Origin of the sequence: Pedobacter sp. MC2016-24, from assembly GCF_015223055.1 — a bacterium.
GTDB lineage: Bacteria > Bacteroidota > Bacteroidia > Sphingobacteriales > Sphingobacteriaceae > Pedobacter.
In genome coordinates this window covers 120,724-140,046 of sequence record NZ_JADFBX010000003.1, presented here as the reverse complement: position 1 = coordinate 140,046, position 19,323 = coordinate 120,724, and the positions used below count along the sequence as shown (strand labels likewise).

At 42.0% G+C, this 19,323-nt stretch carries 14 protein-coding genes; 1 reads left to right on the top strand and 13 read right to left on the bottom strand.

The genetic code is table 11. The features are described 5' to 3' along the window. Positions 1–3: 3 nt before the first annotated feature. From IM797_RS08960 to IM797_RS08920, 9 genes are all read right to left on the bottom strand, one after another. A complete protein-coding gene (locus IM797_RS08960) occupies positions 4–909 on the bottom strand; it encodes a serine protease (protein ID WP_194126779.1) in 906 nt (301 codons plus the stop codon). A 29-nt stretch (positions 910–938) separates the two neighbouring features. Further along, positions 939–2,057, bottom strand: coding sequence for a TlpA disulfide reductase family protein (locus tag IM797_RS08955; RefSeq protein ID WP_228098777.1), 1,119 nt, complete (start codon positions 2,055–2,057; stop codon positions 939–941). Positions 2,058–2,125: 68 nt separating this feature from the next. Then, on the bottom strand, positions 2,126–3,241 hold the full coding sequence (locus tag IM797_RS08950) for a TlpA disulfide reductase family protein (RefSeq protein WP_194126778.1): 1,116 nt from the start codon (positions 3,239–3,241) through the stop codon (positions 2,126–2,128). A gap of 21 nt (positions 3,242–3,262) precedes the next feature. Next, positions 3,263–3,811 carry a TlpA disulfide reductase family protein gene (locus IM797_RS08945; protein WP_194126777.1) on the bottom strand — a complete coding sequence of 183 codons (549 nt, stop codon included), beginning with the start codon at positions 3,809–3,811 and terminating at the stop codon, positions 3,263–3,265. Between the two features lie 5 nt (positions 3,812–3,816). Continuing rightward, positions 3,817–4,830: a DUF1735 domain-containing protein gene (locus IM797_RS08940; RefSeq protein ID WP_194126776.1), complete on the bottom strand. Its 1,014-nt coding sequence runs from the start codon at positions 4,828–4,830 to the stop codon at positions 3,817–3,819. Positions 4,831–4,864: 34 nt separating this feature from the next. Continuing rightward, the gene (locus IM797_RS08935) at positions 4,865–6,268 is read right to left on the bottom strand and encodes a RagB/SusD family nutrient uptake outer membrane protein (RefSeq protein WP_194126775.1); all 1,404 of its coding nucleotides are present in this window, start codon (positions 6,266–6,268) and stop codon (positions 4,865–4,867) included. A 10-nt stretch (positions 6,269–6,278) separates the two neighbouring features. Further along, positions 6,279–10,406, bottom strand: coding sequence for a SusC/RagA family TonB-linked outer membrane protein (locus IM797_RS08930; RefSeq protein ID WP_194126774.1), 4,128 nt, complete (start codon positions 10,404–10,406; stop codon positions 6,279–6,281). A gap of 219 nt (positions 10,407–10,625) precedes the next feature. Further along, the gene (locus tag IM797_RS08925) at positions 10,626–11,816 is read right to left on the bottom strand and encodes a FecR family protein (protein WP_194126773.1); all 1,191 of its coding nucleotides are present in this window, start codon (positions 11,814–11,816) and stop codon (positions 10,626–10,628) included. A gap of 87 nt (positions 11,817–11,903) precedes the next feature. Next, a complete protein-coding gene (locus tag IM797_RS08920; RefSeq protein WP_194126772.1) occupies positions 11,904–12,503 on the bottom strand; it encodes an RNA polymerase sigma factor in 600 nt (199 codons plus the stop codon). Between the two features lie 306 nt (positions 12,504–12,809). Between IM797_RS08920 and IM797_RS08915 the strand changes: the two genes are divergently transcribed. Further along, positions 12,810–13,139 (top strand): hypothetical protein, encoded by a 330-nt coding sequence (locus tag IM797_RS08915; RefSeq protein ID WP_194126771.1) that lies wholly within the window; start codon positions 12,810–12,812, stop codon positions 13,137–13,139. 33 nt (positions 13,140–13,172) lie between these two features. On the opposite strand, the gene IM797_RS08910 is transcribed toward IM797_RS08915, so the two are convergent. The 4 genes from IM797_RS08910 to IM797_RS08895 all read right to left on the bottom strand — a co-directional run bounded on the left by IM797_RS08910 (position 13,173) and on the right by IM797_RS08895 (position 19,299). Next, entirely contained in the window at positions 13,173–15,623 is a 2,451-nt protein-coding gene (locus IM797_RS08910; protein ID WP_194126770.1) for a DUF4982 domain-containing protein, read from the bottom strand. Between the two features lie 411 nt (positions 15,624–16,034). After that, the gene (locus IM797_RS08905) at positions 16,035–17,213 is read right to left on the bottom strand and encodes an NAD(P)/FAD-dependent oxidoreductase (RefSeq protein ID WP_228098776.1); all 1,179 of its coding nucleotides are present in this window, start codon (positions 17,211–17,213) and stop codon (positions 16,035–16,037) included. A gap of 77 nt (positions 17,214–17,290) precedes the next feature. Further along, positions 17,291–18,145, bottom strand: a complete 855-nt coding sequence (locus IM797_RS08900; RefSeq protein WP_228098775.1) for an AraC family transcriptional regulator — start codon at positions 18,143–18,145, stop codon at positions 17,291–17,293. A gap of 257 nt (positions 18,146–18,402) precedes the next feature. Continuing rightward, positions 18,403–19,299, bottom strand: coding sequence for an AraC family transcriptional regulator (locus tag IM797_RS08895; protein ID WP_228098774.1), 897 nt, complete (start codon positions 19,297–19,299; stop codon positions 18,403–18,405). Positions 19,300–19,323 lie beyond the last annotated feature (24 nt).

The window sequence follows — 19,323 nt, the reverse complement described above, 5'->3', positions numbered from 1 at the left end:
TTTTTATTTTGGTAAAATTAAATTTCGGATAGAGGTTACAGGAATCGTGGTTTTGATGACCATCTGTAAATTGACTTGTGGCTGATCCCGGGCATAAATAGAGTGCGTGGTTGAAACCATTGCTGCCATATTGCCCCGGTCGTCCAGGATAGGGCCACCGCTTGAGCCCTTGGCGTAATCGGCAGTGATTTCCATCCTATTGCCCATTGGGCCAATTTTATGATCAGCAGTATTTCGGGCTACCACGCCCCTGCTGTAATAATAGGCATATTGATCGGGATTGGTTAGTGTATGTACCGTTTCGCCCACCTGAAGCGTTGTACCTAATGGAATCGAACGGAGGCGATCCTTTCCTGTATTGATTTTAAATATGGCTGCATCAGCATCCTTGCTATAGGCTAAAATCCGCTCAATCGGGTAAACATCACCTTTTAAAGTGACCACAAAAGTCAGGCTGTCATTAACGGGCAATTCCTCTTCAGTTTGTATGATGCCCATAAATACATGCCAGTTAGATAGGCAGATCCCATCTTCAGTTAAGGCAGTAGCAGTAGCATACAATTGTACTTTTGCTGGTTCCCGATGTGTAGCTTTATAGTATTTATAGATCATTAAGACACCATCTTTGCGTTCTTTGATGATATCTTCAACTTTCATAATTTGTTTACCGGGATTGGGCAATAATGGGATTTTCGCCCTCGCCCCTTTAGATAAAGCAAGTGTTTGTTCCTTTAACCGGGAGGAGCTTCCGAAAGGCACTTTTGTTTGCGCGGCAGTGAGGTTTTTAGCCACATTGCCGAGCAACTCGTTATAATCAATATAAATGTCATGATCCACAGCCTGAGCATATCCTGAAAAATACGACAAGAACCCGAAAAGGAGTACCACAATACCCTCCTTTTTCTTCAATAATAAATGAGATAAATTTACCATTTCTATTAAAGTAAGGTTGCCAGTTTTGCTTCAAGCTCAGCACCACGCAGGTCTCTTGCAATGATCTTTCCTGTCGGGTCCAGTAAAAAGTTAGCTGGAACAGCACTGATGTGATAGAGTTGAACGGCGTAACTACCCCAACCTTTCAGGTCAGATACCTGCTCCCACGTCAGGCCGTCTTTAGCAATGGCATCCACCCATTTCGCTTTTGCATTTTCGCCCCCATCTAAGGATACGCCAAGTACTGTAAAGTTTTTGGACTTATACTTCTCATATGCTTTAACTACATTTGGGTTCTCTCTTCTGCAGGGGCCACACCAGCTGGCCCAGAAATCGACCAATACATATTTTCCTCTAAATGAGGATAGACTTACGTCCTGATCTTTAGTATTCTTTAACACAAAATCCGGAGCCATATTGCCTAAGGTTAAGGCTTTTGCTTTTCCAATTTTATTTAAGAAAGATTGTCCGGCAGGCGAAGCTTTTAATGCTTCACTAAGCCCATCGAATAAAGCATTGGCTTTTTCAGGATATTGATTGGGATCAATGGCGCTGCGCAGCAGGTTTAAACTCACCAATGATTGGGGACGTTTCCTGATGTAGTCCTCCACAACCTGCAGTCTCGCCTCGGCCAGGCTTACCATCACTTCCTGGATCTGCGCCTGTGCGTCTTTGTCGCCTTCCGCTTTATTGTAATCGGCATTCATTTTGGCTTCAGTCATCTTCAGCGGCATTAAAAAAGACATAAGCTCTTGCTGGTCTTGATTTAGTGGCGTACCGCCAACTTTTGCCCTGAACAAAGAATCAGGTGTAGTGATTTCAGCAGTACCATTTTCAAGATAAACCGCAACCTGGTCTGGGCTAGGTCTTGAATTCAACTTTTCTCCATTTTGTCCCAGCATCACAAAGGCTTTCATAGGTACAGATACCGTGCCTTTGATCATAAACTTACCGTCTGGCTTAACGGCGGCCGAGTCGAATTTCATCTGTCCACGTTCCTGATAAGCTACATAAGCGGTGGCAGGGAATTTTACTTTACCTACTGTTCCACTAATGGTATATTGTTGCTGCGCCAAAGCGGCTAAAGGTGTTAACGCCAATACGGCGATCAATGCTTTTTTCATGTAGTTCATTTGTTATGGTTCAAGAAAGCATGCCGATATCAATACATCGGCATGCGCTTCTCTGAATATTAAAATAAAATAGTTTTTAGTTTTTGATTGAGTTGATCCCCATGGAGGTCACGTGCGATGATCTTACCGCGCGGATCAATTAAAAAATTGGCTGGAACGGTGCTTACTTTGTAAAGCTGCGCCACCGGACTCTGCCAGCCCTGCAATTCTGATACCTGTTCCCAGATCAGTCCGTCTTTAGCAATTGCGTCTATCCATTGCTGTTTGCTGTTTATCCCATCCAGGGAAACACCCAAAACCGTAAAATTTCTATTTTTGAACTGGTTATAGGACGCAACCAGGTTTGGGTTTTCTTTACGGCAAGGGACGCACCAACTGGCCCAGAAATCCACCAGGATGTATTTGCCCTTAAACGACGCCAGGGAGATGTCTTCACCTTTTGTATTTTTTACCGTGAAATCAGGGGCCTGGCTGCCAACCTCGACCATTTTAGCCGCTGCAATTGCGTTTTTATAGGTCTGCCCGTTGGCAGAATTTTGTACTTCTGCAGTTAAACCATTAAAGAGTGTCCGGGCGTTAAGCATATCCTGAGCTGGATCTACAGCAGTAAGCAGCAGGTTCAAACTTACCAATGAATTTGGATGGTTTTTAATGAAAGTTTCAATGGCTTCTTTTTTACGAATTTCGAAGGCCGCGTAATCAGCTTTTAGTTTTTCCTGCAAACTTGCATTTCCCTCAGCTTTGTCGTATGCTGCGACGATCGCTCTGCCCGATTTTTTTAAGGGCAGTAAGATATCAGTCATCTCCTGCTGGTCATGGTTGAGACTTGTACCGCCCACAGTAGCCTGGGTCAGCGAATCGCTGGTGCTGACTTCAATTGTCCCATTTTCAAGATACACAGCCACTTGATCAGCCCCCTCCATCGCCTTAACCGGCCTTCCTTCATGGCTTAATAAAACGAAAGCCTTCATTTTATTCTTTTGAGTTCCTTTAAAAATAAACTGGTTATTTACTAAACCTGCAGAATCCTGGTAGATTTTCTGGTTTACCTTATAATTCAAATAAGCCTTTGCCGATGGGTTAACGTTTTTAATGTTGACCCTGAGGGTATAATTTTCCTGTGCGACTGCGAGAAAAGGCAATACGGACAGCACTGCAACGATGGATGATTTCATATGATTCATGGTGTACAGGGGTTAAATTCCTTTAAGTTTCATCAGTTCCTGCTCGAGCTCGGGATGTGAAGGCATGGTCATGTTCAGGCTCAAAACAGTACCCTTTTTATCCAGTAAAATATATCTGGGAATGGTATTGATGCCGAAGACCTTCTCGAATGTTTCGTCTTTAACTTTCCATTGGATACCACCCATTTGATTAAGTACGGAGCCTTTCCACCTCCAGACCTGAACATCTATGGAAATACTTAAAAAGACGATTGCCTTCTTTTCCATCTTTGCGGCCAATGCCTTAAAATGCGGGTATTGTGCACGACACGGGGCGCACCAGGAAGCCCAAACATCGATCAGGACGTATTTACCTTTAAAACTACTGAGCTTAACATCATTGCCCTCATACCCCACCGTATCTCTAAATACGATATCAGGGCATTTATCGCCGACTTTAATTTTTATGGTATCGATTTTTGCCGAAGTTTTTTCTTGCTCCGTTGAAGAAGTATTTCCTGTGTATGCGCTAAACAGCAAGGCTGAAAAGGACATGATGGTGATTATAGCTGTTTTTAGCATTTTGATTAATTATTTTTAAAGAATCGGATATAGGCCCTGCAAGAGTCGTTAGCCACAGGCGGCACGCCGTATGCTGATCCGGTATAGGTTTTGATTTTTACACCGGTAACATACCAGCCGGCTGTCAATTGGTTTTTATTGTTGAAACGTACCGTTACGCTATCTTTACTTAACATCAGTCTGGCCGGTATGGTAACCAAATCTTTGACGAGGGTTGCATTGGCGTCGGGTACTGGTATGCCAACGAACGTCTCTTTAGTAATCGCAGCGCTAATCTCACTTTGTGTAAGCATGGTGGCCTGGACACTGACATCGTGTGCTGGAAATACCTTATTGAGGGTCATCCTGATCTTCAACTCATCTGGAAGCGCTATACCACTCAAAACGACCTGCAAGGCCCCACTTGGCACCAGGCGGTTGTTACTGATGCCAGTAGCCAGAGTAGAACCAAATGTTTTGGCCTGCAAATCACCTTTGGTTACCAATACTTTAAAAAAGAACAACGAGTATTTTAACCTGGAACCTTTTTTAGCTGATAATGTTACGGGCACCAGGTAAACGGTGCTGTCTTTCAACTGGCTACCATCATTCAACAATACATAGAGCGAATCTGTTGCTTCTTTAGTACCCGGATGAATTGCAAAAGCCCCTTGGTGAGCCACTTCGAATGCACCCTGTGGAATGGAAGGGTTCTTTTCCAGGTAGATTTGATTATACTCGGAAATCAACGAGGGATCAACTGCAGCGATAATGGTATCGGCTGTTTTTGCCGATTCTTTTAGGGTAACAGGCACACCCATGTAATAGGGCGTAAAACTATAATTCACTCCATTTAATGCAACTACGTTACTGCCCTGGACGTAGGAAACCATTCCGGTATCAAATCTGGACTGCAGTGTATCTGCTTCGTTCGTATTCTTTTTGCAGGAGAAAACCCCCAGACAAATCAGGCACAGAAAAAACAGGCCTTTAAGGCTGATCAGTTTAGGCTGGATATAATGATATATTTTGTATGACATGATTTATTCACATTAGGTTAAAAGTTGAACCTTCTTATCTTGGATTTTGGGTTATATTTGGATTGGCAGCGATTACTGTTGGACTGAAAGGCACTAAATAGCGACCTGAACCCGCAGGCAGTGTGGCGAGAACAATGGTACTATTGTATTTCGTACGTGTAATGTCTTTCTTAAACGCAGCCTCCTTGTTCAATCGTTTCAAATCAAACAGACGTAGCCCTCCGTGGTAATACAATTCACGCCTCCGCTCATCAAGTACATACCCTAAAGTGTTATCTGCAGTATAGGTACGCTTCTCTGCCGCAAATGCTGAAGTGGTTAACCTGTTTTGCCTAAGCGTAGTGATCAGTGCAGCTGCCTGAGCAAACGATCCCATGCGGGCCAGACATTCGGCCTTGATCAACATCACTTCAGGTACACCGATACTATTGTCCAATACCATAGAGTTACCACTAGCGGCAGTATAAACAGCAGGTTGAAACCGGCTTGGGGCGACGAATCTTTTAGAATACCTTAAATCAGAAGTGGTCAATGTTGAGGTTAGCGTAGTGCTGGGCAAAACGGTAGCCTTATTGAAAGCATAAAATTCAAGATCTACAGTGATCCGTCCAAGCAGTATTTCCGGATTGCCAACCAGGTCAGGTAACTGCGTGAGGTTTTTATAACTACTGGAATTATAATTGAGCACTGTACTTTCCAAAGCTAAGGTAGAATCTGCATAATTTAACGCCGCAACATAATCACCTTGATATAAATATGCCCGTGCCAGCAAGGCATAACCAGACGATTTTCCAGGATGGATGACATCGGAGCCTTTACTTTTTAGATAAGGATTATTTACTGCGGCTTTAAGGTCTGCAATCACTTGGTCATACACCCGAGCCACGCTTGCTCTCGGAGGCAGCGAATTACCGCTCGCACTGAGCACAAGCGGTACACCAGGATCTGTTAATGATGTCCCAGGATCGTAGGCGGAACCATATGCATTTACGAGTTGCAAGTAATAAAAGGCTCTGTTAATGAGGGCCTGCGAAAGGACCAGACTTTTATTTTCCGGTGTATTGTACGCGTCTGCAGGTGCTGCATTTATACGGTCGGTAATGATGTTCATTTGCAGTATCCTCGAATATGTAGAGTTGTACATCACGTCATCATCAGAAGGGTTCCAGATGGGATCGCCCCATAAATAACCCCTGAGATAATAGTTGGAGGACGTAGTAGTCTGTGCATCCGAGTACTGAAGGTCATCGCTCATCACATCTAACAGAAAGAAATGGCATTTGCTTAATGAATCGCCGTTTAGCATCTCCTGGAAATCCTTAACTGTAGTTGGGTTTACATTAGAAGTTGGAGGCGATATATCCAGAAACTTATTGCAGCCTTGAACTGCCAATAGGCTACAAGTAACCAAAAGAAAAAATAATGCGTTCTTATACATCGTCATAATTTTAAAAATTAACACTTATGTTACATGAATAGATTTTTGCCAGTGGACTTCCGATCCGTCCGTCCTGGCTGATGGTTGCAGGATCTATTTTATACTTATTTTTTGCCCAGTAAGCGAGATTTTGCACCTGGAAAGTCATCACAAAATAACTTAAGCCATATTTTTTAAGGTAATTGTTTGGCAGGCTAAAACCCAGCATAACCTCCTGCAAACGAATGTTATCGGCGGGTAAGATTCCATTGCTTGAATATCGGGTGACAAATTCACGGTAGCTGTTAGAGCCGGATGAGCTGATTTTCGGCACATCCGTGCGCTGTTCATCTCCAGGATTGCGCCACCTGTCGGCAATCAGACTGCTATTTTCCCCATCATATCCAGGGTAAGGCAAATAATAGCGCATAACGTACCCTAAATTAAAGGTAAGGGCTACACGGGCAAAAAACTGCTTTACCCTGACTTCCTGGATCAATCCACCGGTATAGGGGGCTTTGGTTACACCTTGATAGAATAAGGACGAAGCAATGGTAGCACTGTCTATCGTAGCGGTAATGTTTCCATTTTTATCGTAGATCTGAGGATCACCCTCTGAATTCAATCCGGCCCATTTTGTAGACCAGATATTACTCACATCGTAACCTTCCCTTGCCACAGTTGTATAGCTATTGGTCGCAGTAAAACGCGTTATTGGTACATTTTTAGCAATATTTCTGTTGAGCGCACCATTCAGGGTAATGTTGTAATTAAAATTATTGGTTTTAACCAGGTTGGCATTCATAAAAAGCTCTATCCCCCTATTGGTAATGCTGCTGTAGCTGACCTGCGTGGAAAGACCTGTACTCGGATCCGTCAACACCGATAGGTTGTTGCTTACACCCGCCGAATTCTGATCATAATAACGCAGATCCATGCTGTATTTATTATCAACCAAGCCAATTTTACCATGAAGTTCAAATATTTTGCTGGCTGCAGGCAGCTGACTAAAATCGCTGTTTGTGGCCTGACTAAAAGAACCACCGGTGGCAATGTTGGTTGCCGTCATGATGGAAAACCCCTGATAGGCACTGATGTCCTGAAGGAGTGCACTAACCTCAAGATCATTGATTGTGTTGGATTTAAAATAGCTTTCACGGGCAATGTTGTAGTTAAAACTCCCGTTGTATTGTGATTCGCCTTCGGGTGATCTTCCATAGTTCAGGTGAAAATTAAGGAGCTTCTTTCTCAAAAACAGATCCAATCCACCGCTTAGGTAATTTAGTTTTCTGGTTTCATTGCTTTTTGCATTTACGGTGTTGTTGGTTTCCAGGTTGCCTTGATTGGTTTGTGTGTTGTAAGCCCCGTTGATAACGAGTGAACTGTCTGCCAAGGCCAGGGCCAGTTTTTGATAAATCAGCTTAGAGCTCTGCCCTTGCTGCTGTGTAGGCGTGGCCCCATTTACCCAAATGGTATAATTGTTAAAATAAGTTTGCAAATACCTTCGGTTACTATACTGTGCAGGCAAATCTGGCATTTTGATGCCAGTGGTTCCAACAGAGATCAAAACATCTTTTAAAACACTGTTCCAGTCTTTAACTATGCGACCCGTTACATCACCGCTATAAGATTTTTGCGTAGAATATTTAGCAGACTGTCCGTAAAGGGGATTTAAAACATTAAGATAACTACCTGATACGCTTATTCTATTGGCGAACCCGTACATCAGCGACAGATTCCCATTTAGGTTACGGTTAACGGATGTATCTCCTGATAATGGCTGTGTTAAACCATTGGGATACATGGTAGACGAGGCACCTGCAAATAAAGAATAAAAGTTAGTTATAGCTGCATTTGTGGAGGGATACGTTGGTAAATAAACCGGCGTACTGGTTTTGGTTGATGAGTTATAACCATATAAGGCAGTATTGGCAGGGCTGCTGCTTGAGACCGCAGCAGCACCGCCGCCCAAGGTTACACCAATGCTGTGTTTGCCAAATACTTTGCTGTAAGACAGCGCGGACCTGAGGTTGAGTTCTTCATAAATCCTGTCGCTTTCCTGCAGGATATCACCATATGGAACATAAAAATTTACGCCTTTACTGCTCAATTGCCCGTATCTATCTACCAACTGCCTGGAATAGCTCGACTCGGCAGCATATAAAGTCCGGTTGTTTGTATTTCGATGCTTATATAAAAATGATGTTGCAAATGACAGCCCAGGTAACAATTGCCAACTTAGATTTAAGTTGGATTGTTTATTAATTACTCTTGATGAAAGATCATTAATTCTTGCATCCTGGAGCAAATTGACACCATAATCTTTATATCCAAGTCCTACAATCTTCTTGTTGGCATCGGCCGATAGTACGGTATAATCGTAAACGTAATTTCCCCTGTCATCTAAAAGCATCTGATAGGGATCTATTCCAAGATTTGTTGGAGACAAGGTATATCCGGATTTGTTTTTCGCATCTGAAAAATTGACAAGCCAGCGGATATTAAGTTTGTTTTTTAAAAGGCTAAAATTATTATTCAGCCCGAAAGTGTATTCACTCTTTTTACTACCCAGGCTGTTGTCCTGCCCTGTGATGTAATTAGCCATACCTGTAAACTTATAAGCCTTTGTACCCCCGCTGACCGTTAGGCCATGGTTTTGAGTAAATGAATTTTGCTGAAGCATATTTACCTGACTTTCATTATCCAGTCGTGCCAGCGAGTCCCATTGCGTTTGAAACTGAGCCTGAGTGATCTGATTTAGTCTTTTTTGACTCACCAGTTGCTTTGCGGGAGATACGCCAAAAGGAGTGGCCCCATTATTAAGCGACAAACCAGGATCGTTAAGGTATTCTAAATAGGTAGCCGTATTGGCCAGTTTCAATTTTTCCCTATTGTATGCCGGTGCCGGAGCGTAATAAAAATTAGCAGAATAATTAATGTCCAGCCTTCCGGCCTTGGCTGCTTTAGACCTGATCAAAATGGCACCTCCAGCAGCCCTGGAACCCCACTTAATTAATTCCTTTGGATCTTTAATCACCTCAATAGATTCAACATTGGTCATCGGGTAATTGGCAGGAAAACCATCTTGTGGGAAACCGTCAATAACCACAAGCATATTTGAGGTATTACTGCCAAAATTATTGGCTCCCCTGATCTCCGGCACTAAAACATTGGTGACTGTAGTGATGGTATTGATGTGATAGAGATCTGTAATCGCTTTGGGTACATTACTCCCTTTTAAGAGCAGGTCAATGATCTTCTGCCCTTGTACCCTACCTTCACGTGCTAAAAAATCTTCTACCGAAAACCTTCTGAACGCAAGTACAGGTGTGTTACCATCTCTATAAACATAGGCATCTACACTGGTGACTGTTTTAACACTGGTATTGACAATCTGTAAACTCAATCCGGGAATGGTTCCTTGCAATACCTGTGCAAGATTCATGTAATTGCGGTTCTCCATGTTGATAAATTTGGTAGGATTGGCTTTAATCTCGTTTAAGCGCTGTATTTGCACCTCAGATAAATCAATACTTTCCATACCATCTTTTTGCAAATTAATTTCAAGAAACGTCGTATCAGCATAGCTGATCGTTTGTTTGGCAAAACCTGGAGCTGATACAACGATTGTACCGGAGGTTCCAGACTGAATGGTGAAATCACCCATAGCGTTGGAAAGCGTTTTAAAACCGAGCTTCAGCTCTTTGATCATGACATCCTTCAGCGGCAGCAGATTTTGATCCATGACCGTACCTTTAATGAACAGCATACCTTTTTTCTGCTGGGCTGGGCCTGGGGGTAGATTTTCAGGCTTTTTCGGTTCTTGTTTAACCAAGATTGTTTGCGCAATAATTTTATACGTTAGTGAAAGGCCCTTGAAAGTCTGGCTCAAGGCATCCTGAATTGAAGCATTATCGACATCTATAGTGATGTTAGGTACATCCTTGATATCTTTACTATCGTATAGAAAGGTGAATTTGGATTGCTGTTCTATGGACTTAAATATTTTTTGAATTTCAACATTCTTCTCGTGAATGGTGATTTGACTATAGCTTTTGGTGTATACTATTGAAAAGGCTATGGTGATTAGTAGGGTTAGTTTTTTAGCCATTGGCCGGAATACCCCTGGTAAGGGTTTACATAAACCATTTAAATGCATACTTTTGTAAGGTTTGGGTTAAACGTTGATACTCGAATTGCGAATTCTTTTTGATGGGTAACCTAAATATTAACCGGGCAAGTACTGCAACACTTGTCCGGATTTTTCCAGGCAACCTGTTTGTGGTGATCCATTGATTTCGGTTTAGTTGTAAAATTTTTCCATCTTTAATTGTTTAGTTGAATAATTCTGTGAATTAGGTTGTAAAATGATCTGGATTTAATTTTTTATGATGATTTTTTGTCCTTCTACACTGAAATGCAAATTAAAATAACTGAGCATTTGCAAAAACTCTGAGGCCTTAACATCCCGTTTGATCTTTCCTGAAAATTTTCTATCCGGGATTTTACCTTCATATTCAATATCAACATTATACCACCTGGAGGCCTGGCGCATCAGGCTTGCTATACTGGCATCGTTGATCTGAAACATACCATTTTTCCAGGCAATGACTTGCTCAATATCAACATGTTGAACATGAATCGGTCCTGAAGATCTGGTGACACCCTGTTGGCCTGGATAAAGAAGGGCTGAAAAGTTACTATTTAAACGGCGTATTTGAACAGATCCTTCCAGCAATGTGGTTTTAATATCTGGCTCGTCATTGTAGCTATTGATGTTAAAATGTGTGCCTAAAACTTCAACCAGCTGATTGGCTGCTTTGACTAGAAAGGGTTTGTTTTTATTTTTGGCGACTTCAAAATAAACCTCTCCGGTAATCTCTACCTGTCGCTCTTTACCATTAAATGAAGTTGGAAAACTAATTGAAGATACTGAATTTAGCCAGGCTCTGGTACCATCAGCCAGCACGACCTTATACTGCCCTCCTTTAGGTGTTGTGATTGTATTATAAGCCGGTTTTACTCCGGTTTCTGTTTGTGGAAACTGTGAAGCATCGTAAATAATCTCCCCATCATTTGCTTTATTCACGGCGGTACCTCCCTGGCTGGTTAACTGACCATTTTTAGCATTATCCAAAATAATGGTTGCGCCATTACTTAATGTCAACACGGCTTTATTACCTCCGGGATTGAAATCGGTGACCAGGGTTTGCGTGTCTTTGGGATGGTAGGTGAAGAAGTAGGCTGCAATTCCAATAAAGATCGTTACAGAAGCAGCAACTGCGTATTTAAACCATTTGTTGTTAAGGACCACTTTAGTCAGACTGCTTTTATGCTCCGCATTATCTATACTAACTTGAATTTTTTGAAATATTTGTTCCTTTTTACCCAGGACAAATGGATTGTGCTGGGGTACGAAACCTTCGTACGTGTCTTCCATCAGCTTTAGCAATTCCTCATCGGAACTCAGCTCATTGATCATAGACATCAATTCACTACGCTCCTCAGGGCTTGCAGTCTTATCAAAATACTTTTGGAACAGATTGTCTATACGATTTTTTTGCATCATGATCTTTACAACAGCATCTTAAATTGATGCCATCTTAATACTAAAGACACATTGATTAAAAAAAAGGGGTAAAGAAATTTTATTTATTTACAAAAAAAATAATGGAGTAGATAAAACCAATACAACAACAGCATCATTTTTAGATGACAACTCGTTTTTTATAGATCGAAGTGCAAGTTTAATATGCTTCTTAACTGTTTCTGGGGAAATATTTAAAATTTTAGCAATCTCATCATGTTTTAATCGACCTTCTCTACTTAATTTATAAACTTTTTTCTGCTGTGGAGGTAATTTTTCAACCGCCGCATCCATTAATATCCGATATTCTTCAATAATTGGATAATCATCCATCATGTAAGTTTCTTCTTTGAAGTCTTTTAGCCATTCCAACTGCCGAACTTCATCATTAGCCTTTTTCCGGAGGTGATTTAGTGTTTGATGTTTGGATAAGATAAATAAGTAATGGCTGAAATTGTCCAGATCAACAAGTATTTCTTTCTTAAGCCAAATCTTTATAAAAACATCATGTACAATTTCTTCCGTAACTTCAATTGATTCTGTGAGCTTATAGACATATTCTCCCAATTGCCTGAAGTAGGCGTCAAAAAGGTTACTAAATGCACGCTGATCCCCCTTCGCGACTAACGCAAGTAAAGTAGCTTCGTTATGAACAGGTCTTAGGGCCAAAGTTTTAAATAATTTTTAAAGTTATGTAAAATTCTTGTTATTTACCTGAAGCCCCAATTAAAATTAAAGAAAGCGCAAACTACATTTACTGCAATATGAACATCAATTCTGTTCAACGATTACGAACTTCAATCAAGGCAATTGGTTAATCTGTCATTTATTAGGGTGCAAACGCGATCTCTATTCAATCCATTTGAAGGATATCATATTTCGAGTATACCATCCGAAGTTCCGGCAATCTTTTGGCTGGAGTTTTGTTAGTAACTACGAAGCATCATTACGCCTTAAATTATATCACAAACGCTTATGTTCATTATTTGGAAAGGTTATGGTTTTTTAGTTCCCTTCATTACTATTGCAATAGTTGGAGTAATAAGTGTCGTTTTCTGGAAGCTTTTTCCTACTACGCTTTTTTTAGGTCCATGCATTGGCAGCTTTGCTGCCGCGGCGGCCGTTTGGTTTATAGGGAACAAATTCAATTCAGCAGATAAAAACAGGGTAATGATTGATAAGCAATCAGGGCAGGAATTCCTGTTTAAGCCAGACCATTCTCTTTTTTTTATCAAAATGCAGTACTGGGCGTTTGTGATTGCCGCAGTAGGTGCATTTCTTTTGCTAGGTACGTTTATACCATAGCATCAGGTCGTAAATGCCTATTTCAAGATTACGCTATCTGGATTGCAGACTGATCTGTCCTCCTTTCAGCCCTTTACCGCTGATGCTCAAGTTCATTGTTCCCGCGTTTTTGGTTGATTGAACAAGTACAACCAGTTTCCCGCTAAAAAGCTTCATCGTTGGCAATTCAAAACTTTCTAGCGAAGTGGCATCGCCATTACAGACCGCTTTGAAAATACCTGCTCCTGTCACGTTAAATTTGAGCTGCGTAGTCGCTGTAGGACATGGATTACCATCTTTATCCACTACAGACACCGTTACGTAATAGATGTCTTTACCATCTGCTGTAATCTCGTTCCGGTCGGTTTCCATCACAATTTTATGCGGTGTACCTGCGGTTACAACCTGCTCCTCTGCTACGGCACGGCCGGTGCTGTCATAAGCTACCACTTTCAAAGTGCCTGCTACATATTTGACATCATTCCACATGAGACGGTAACGGTCTTGAGGACTGGTTTTATTTTTTTTCCGTATGCCCAGGCTCTTACCGTTCAAAAACAGTTCAGCACTGTCATAACTGGTGTAAACAAATACAGGGGTAACCTGACCTTCCCTACCCGCCCAATTCCAATGCGGCAGGATATGTAAGGTAGGCTTTTCGGTATTCCAGCGACTACGGTATAAATAATACCTGTCCTTTGGTATACCAGCCAGGTCACAGATTCCGAAATAAGAACTTCTGGATGGCCATTGCTCATCATACGGAGTAGGTTCGCCCAGATAATCGAAACCAGTCCAGACAAATTCGCCGATTACCCATGGCATATCATCCTGCATAATAAAGTCGTCATCAGGAAGATTAGACCAGGAGCAGCATTCTACATCATACGATGAACTTTGTAAATCTGGATGCCGGACATTTTTACCTATCACTACCGGAAATTGATAAATCCCACGCGAACTCACGGTAGAAGCGGTTTCTGATCCCAGAATAAATCCTTGCGGAAAAGCCTTATACGCGTCGGGGTATAAAGGAAGCCGGTAATTAAGCCCTGGTATATCCAATAAGGCTGCAAATCCAGAAGCCATAGTCGCTTTGACCTGGTCCATGCCCACAGTAACCGGACGGGTTGGATCTTCCCGATGAAAAATATCCTGCAACCATTTGGCTCTTTTAACCCCTTCCGGACCAAATTGATCCGGAACTTCATTCCCGGAACTCCACATGACAATACTCGGGTGATTGCGGTTCGCCCGAACCAGGTTGACCACATCTTTTTCTGCATCGGTATTGAAATAAAGGTGGTATCCGTTTTCTACCTTAGGTTTTGCCCATTCGTCAAAACTCTCTGCCAGGAACATGAAACCTAGCTCGTCGCACAGTTCCAGCTGCTCTGGTGAAGGCATATTGTGTGAACTCCGGATTGCATCACAACCCATATCTTTCAGGATGGTCAATTGCCTTCTGAGCGCTGCAGTATTGATCGCTGCCCCCAGTGGACCAAGATCGTGATGCAGGCAGACGCCTTTAAATTTACGGACCTTTCCGTTCAGGCTAAATCCCTTATTCGCCTCATAGCGGATTTCGCGAATGCCGAAACGGGTTTTCACTTCATCTTTCAACTCCGTTCCTTCGTATACCCTGGAAACTGCTGTATACAAATATGGACTTTCAGGACTCCATAGTTTTGGATCTGCTACGGGAATGTTTTGCTCAAACTCATGACCAAATTGCTGATCTGTACTTTGAACAATCAATTCTTTACCTTCACGATCGAGTATTTGTGTAACCAGACGCAGGTTATTACCAGTTACTTTAGTTTTGATATTTACTTTGGAAATTCTGGCCTCGATTACCGGCGTGGTAATGGAAACGCCCCATTGCCCGATACTTTGTTCATCCTTCACAATCAAATGCACATTGCGGTAAAGACCTGCTCCAGGATACCAGCGCGAGGATTTCGGCCGGTTTGACAAATGTACGGCCAGCGTATTCATTTCGCCAGGCAATGCTTGTCCGGTCACATCCAGATAAAAGCTGTTGTAACCGTAATTCCATTGACCAACCAGCTTACCATTGAAGTAAACACGTGGTTCGCTCATGGCGCCGTCAAATAACAGTAAGGTACGCTGCCCTTTTTTTAGCGAGGGCACGATGAAGTTATTGCGGTACCAGCCTTCGCCGGTATAGGGAAGGGCCCCTGTTCTACCGGTTTTTTCTGATGGTCTTGTTTCACCGTTCTGTGTAATGGTGACCATTTGTTTGTCAATCTCTTTGTCAAATGGACCAGAAATGGCCCAATCGTGCGGGACTGTTACGGTTTTCCAGCTCCGGTCGTTAAATGTTTTTTCAAAAGCCTGTTCATTTTTACCCCGGTAAAACTTCCAGTTTTCTGTTAAGGCAATCTCCTGGCGGCTTTGGCCATAAACAGAAAGTACGGCAAAAAAAGAAGCGACCAGAAGCTTGAGTCCGGCCCCCTTATATGTATTTTTTCTAATGTTCATATATGTTTAACCTATAGAAAAGATTTATTTTTCGGCGAAAAGATCGATAATTAAATCTTTAGTTGCAACCTGCTCCGACACCAGTACGGACAATCGCAAATCATATAGTTAGGTAAACTGAGCATTGGAATGATCAGCTGCTATTCAGAAATATGAATTTGAACCATAACAAATAATCTGATCTGTTAAAAAATTTATGTCCTTGATTTTGCGTATTTAGTACTGGATTATTGCGATTTTGTCCTAAACTACAAGAATGCTGAAGCAGAGACCCCAGGTGGTGACTAATTAAAAAATACGTAAAGCAAATGAAGAAATTAGAAATCATCGCAGAGTGTCCAATTATTGCGATTGCCAATACAGCAAAATATAATGACACGCTGGCTTATCAGGAGACATGATTCAGGTGCTTTATTTCAGCCCATCGAATTGCTGTAAAAGCTTTTTAAAAGATTCCTCAGATGGGGCCGCAAAATCCTTTATTCCGTCAAGCGCCTCTTTTCCAAGCACGGTAGCTCTCTCCCGCATGCGACCTTCATATTCGGTTATGGCAGCTTTCGGATCTTTAAATCTGGCATCTGTCAAACACTCGCTGAGATCCAATGCATCCAGCATAGCTGTATTAACACCCTCACCTGAAGGCGGCATTAAATGTGCTGCATCACCAATAATCGTGAGGTTTGCTTTTGCTTCCCAATGCTGATCTAAGGGAAAATAATCCAATGGACGGGGAACAAAATTAGGACTGGCTTGGAACAGCGTAAAAAACACGGGGTTCCAGTCGCCGTAAGATTGGGTCAAAAAGGTATACACTTCTGCATGGTTATCGAAATCGATACCGCTATCCTTAACCCAATTTTCAGGGTAAAGTGAGGCTGCATAAAACGTTAAGCCCCCATCGCCCCTGGGTTGGGCAGCAATGGTTTTACCATCACCCATGGCAATTAAATTTCCTTTGTTGACCAGGGTATACATTTCCGGACAATCTTTTTCAGGATTATTTATATCCCCTTGAATGATCGTTGCACCAGAATAAAGCGCTTTGATATCCGTTAGATATGGACGGATTTTAGAGCGATACCCATCCGATCCGATCACTAAGTCGGCCGTAGCATGTGTACCATTTTCAAACTGAAGTGACCACCTGCCGCTAATTTCTTCCATAGTTAAGAATTGGCTATCCCAAACAACCGTCCCCGGCAGCAATGCATCAATCAGCATATCCCGCAATGCTCCTCTATCTATTTCTGGCCGGAAACGCTCATCGCCAAAATCGTATGCAGATTCCTGATCACCCTCATCCATACAAATGTTAGCCTCCTTATCAAGCATCCGGTATTTGTCTGCCCCAGCCATGTAATAACTTTTAAAAGCATCCATCAAACCTGCGGCTTCCATTACTTTCAGGCCAGAATCAAAGTGCAGATCGACTATAGCGCCCTGTATGCGGGATTGTTGATTCAGATCTCTTTCATAAACTTTAACATCCACGCCTTTACATTGTAAAAGCACAGCTAGGGTAAGGCCACCAGGACCACCCCCGATAATGGCGATAGTTTTATTTTTTAGCATATGAGATGATGTTTCCATAGTGATACCCTTTAAATTGACACAAAGGAACGGCGTACAAAATCCTTAACCAATGTCAATACGCCGTTAATCTAGGACTATACGAGGTTTTTGTTGCGGAAAGCAATTGGCGTCATCCCGGCAACCTTGGTAAATAGCCTTGTAAAATAGGAAAAGTCATCATAGCCGAGTTCGGCCGCAATCTCTTTAACCGATTTGCTGGAATGAAAAAGCAAGCGCTTTGCTTCCAGGAATACACGTTCCCGGATATGGAACGATACTGAATGACCGGTGGTTTCATGAACACACTCGTTCAGATAGGATGCAGATAAATTTAATGAGCCGGCATATTCAGCAGGACTTTTAACAGATTTGAAGTTTTGCTCCAGTAAGGATTTAAAAGCTTTATTATTCAACTCAAATCTGGAATAGCCATCGGGCAATTTAGATTGTGCTAAATACTGCGATAGCACTAAGGCTACCAACGTATTACAACTGGATTTTAGTATGCTGTCGTAAATTTTTTCTTGTTTTCTCTGCACTAAATCCAAGCAAAGTGTGGCGGCCTGTGAAAGGATGATCAGGGTATCGGGAGCTAAGGTTAGGATGTTAACCGGGTTAAGATCTTCCAATAATTTGATGAATTCCGGCTGGAGGTTTTCACTGGTAATGATCCAACTGGCAAGGGTTGCCTGTTCAAATGCAATGAGGCGGTGAACCTGACTGGGATGAATATAGACCACTGCTGGTGCATCGATACGAAGGATCTGAAAGTCAATTTCAATGTGGGTGCTCCCTTTTTCCTGTAAGATGAACAAATGGCCGTTGTCGCGGTGTGACTCTTCTACGGCCTTAAAATTAGGAGAACCCTGCCTTGTTGCCCGTCCTATCACAATCCCCTCTCTTGTTCCGGAAGGAAGTGTATTGACAGGGATATGTTTTCTTTTCGACATCAGTTAAAACAAAGATAGGGTTCCGGTTTTAGATAGCGAACCCTCATCCTGGGTTTATGCAACCTTTGTCCTGAATTTAATACTAATCCAGGCTGACGAAAAACGAAAAACCCGGCCTAAACCGGGTTTTTCTCCTACTCCTCCAAATCCACCTGTGTGTTCACCCTCAACTCCGAATCACATACCCTTACTCACGCCTTCTGTTTAACAAACGCATAAAGAAACACTACAGATTTAAATGACATGCTTAATTACGGTCAAATGACAATAGCAACATGGCGGGATGTCATGGTTTTGTTCTGCATCCGATACTGGCCTGGGGTCAGTCCGGTTTTACGCTTAAAAATTCTGGAAAAGTATTGGGAATTCTCAAAGCCGGTCAATTGCGCAATATCTCCATATTGATTATTTGTTGCAATGATCAGGTATTGCGCACGTTCTATTCTTTTTTCGACGATATAATTAACTGGACTTTTACCTGTAAAACGATGAAACAACCGAGAAAAATAATCGGTATTGAGATGTGCCCGATCTGCCAGATGACGAACTTTGAGTACAGAACTGATGTTAATTTGTATGTAACTAATGGCATCCAAAATTACAGAGGGGATCACGGATGGATTGTCTGCCCTGAAAACATCAGGTTTCAGAAATCTTGAAATTAATTGCAAAATAATACCTTGCGTTTCGTATTGAACAGCTAAACTTTGTGAAGCATTTAGCTCGGTATATTCTTTGTAATATATGTCTTTTTCATAAACCTTAGGATCGTCTGAGCGGTTGATTCCTCTGCCCGGGTTTAAAGTCAAAATGCGCTTGAAATTGGTGATATCGATAGCTGCTGCGGTTAAGCACATGACTTTTCTGCATTGGGTAAACAAGGATAATCCGTCAGGAGACTCTTCAAAAAACTGTATAAAATACTGACTTAAAAAGTGACTGCAGGAAAGGTTGCAAAGTGTGAAACTGGGAATCAGGTACAAATGCCCAGGTTTCAAAACCAAATTTCCTTCTAAACTTGAAATCAGACCTTCTCCCTCATCAATGTAATACAATCTATAATATGGGCTAATTACATTACTGAAGTTCCATTTCAGTCCCAGCTTGACGTAATCTGTATTTAAAAGATTAAAATAGCTTTTGATAAGATTCATGGTCATTACAAACTTGAAGAAATT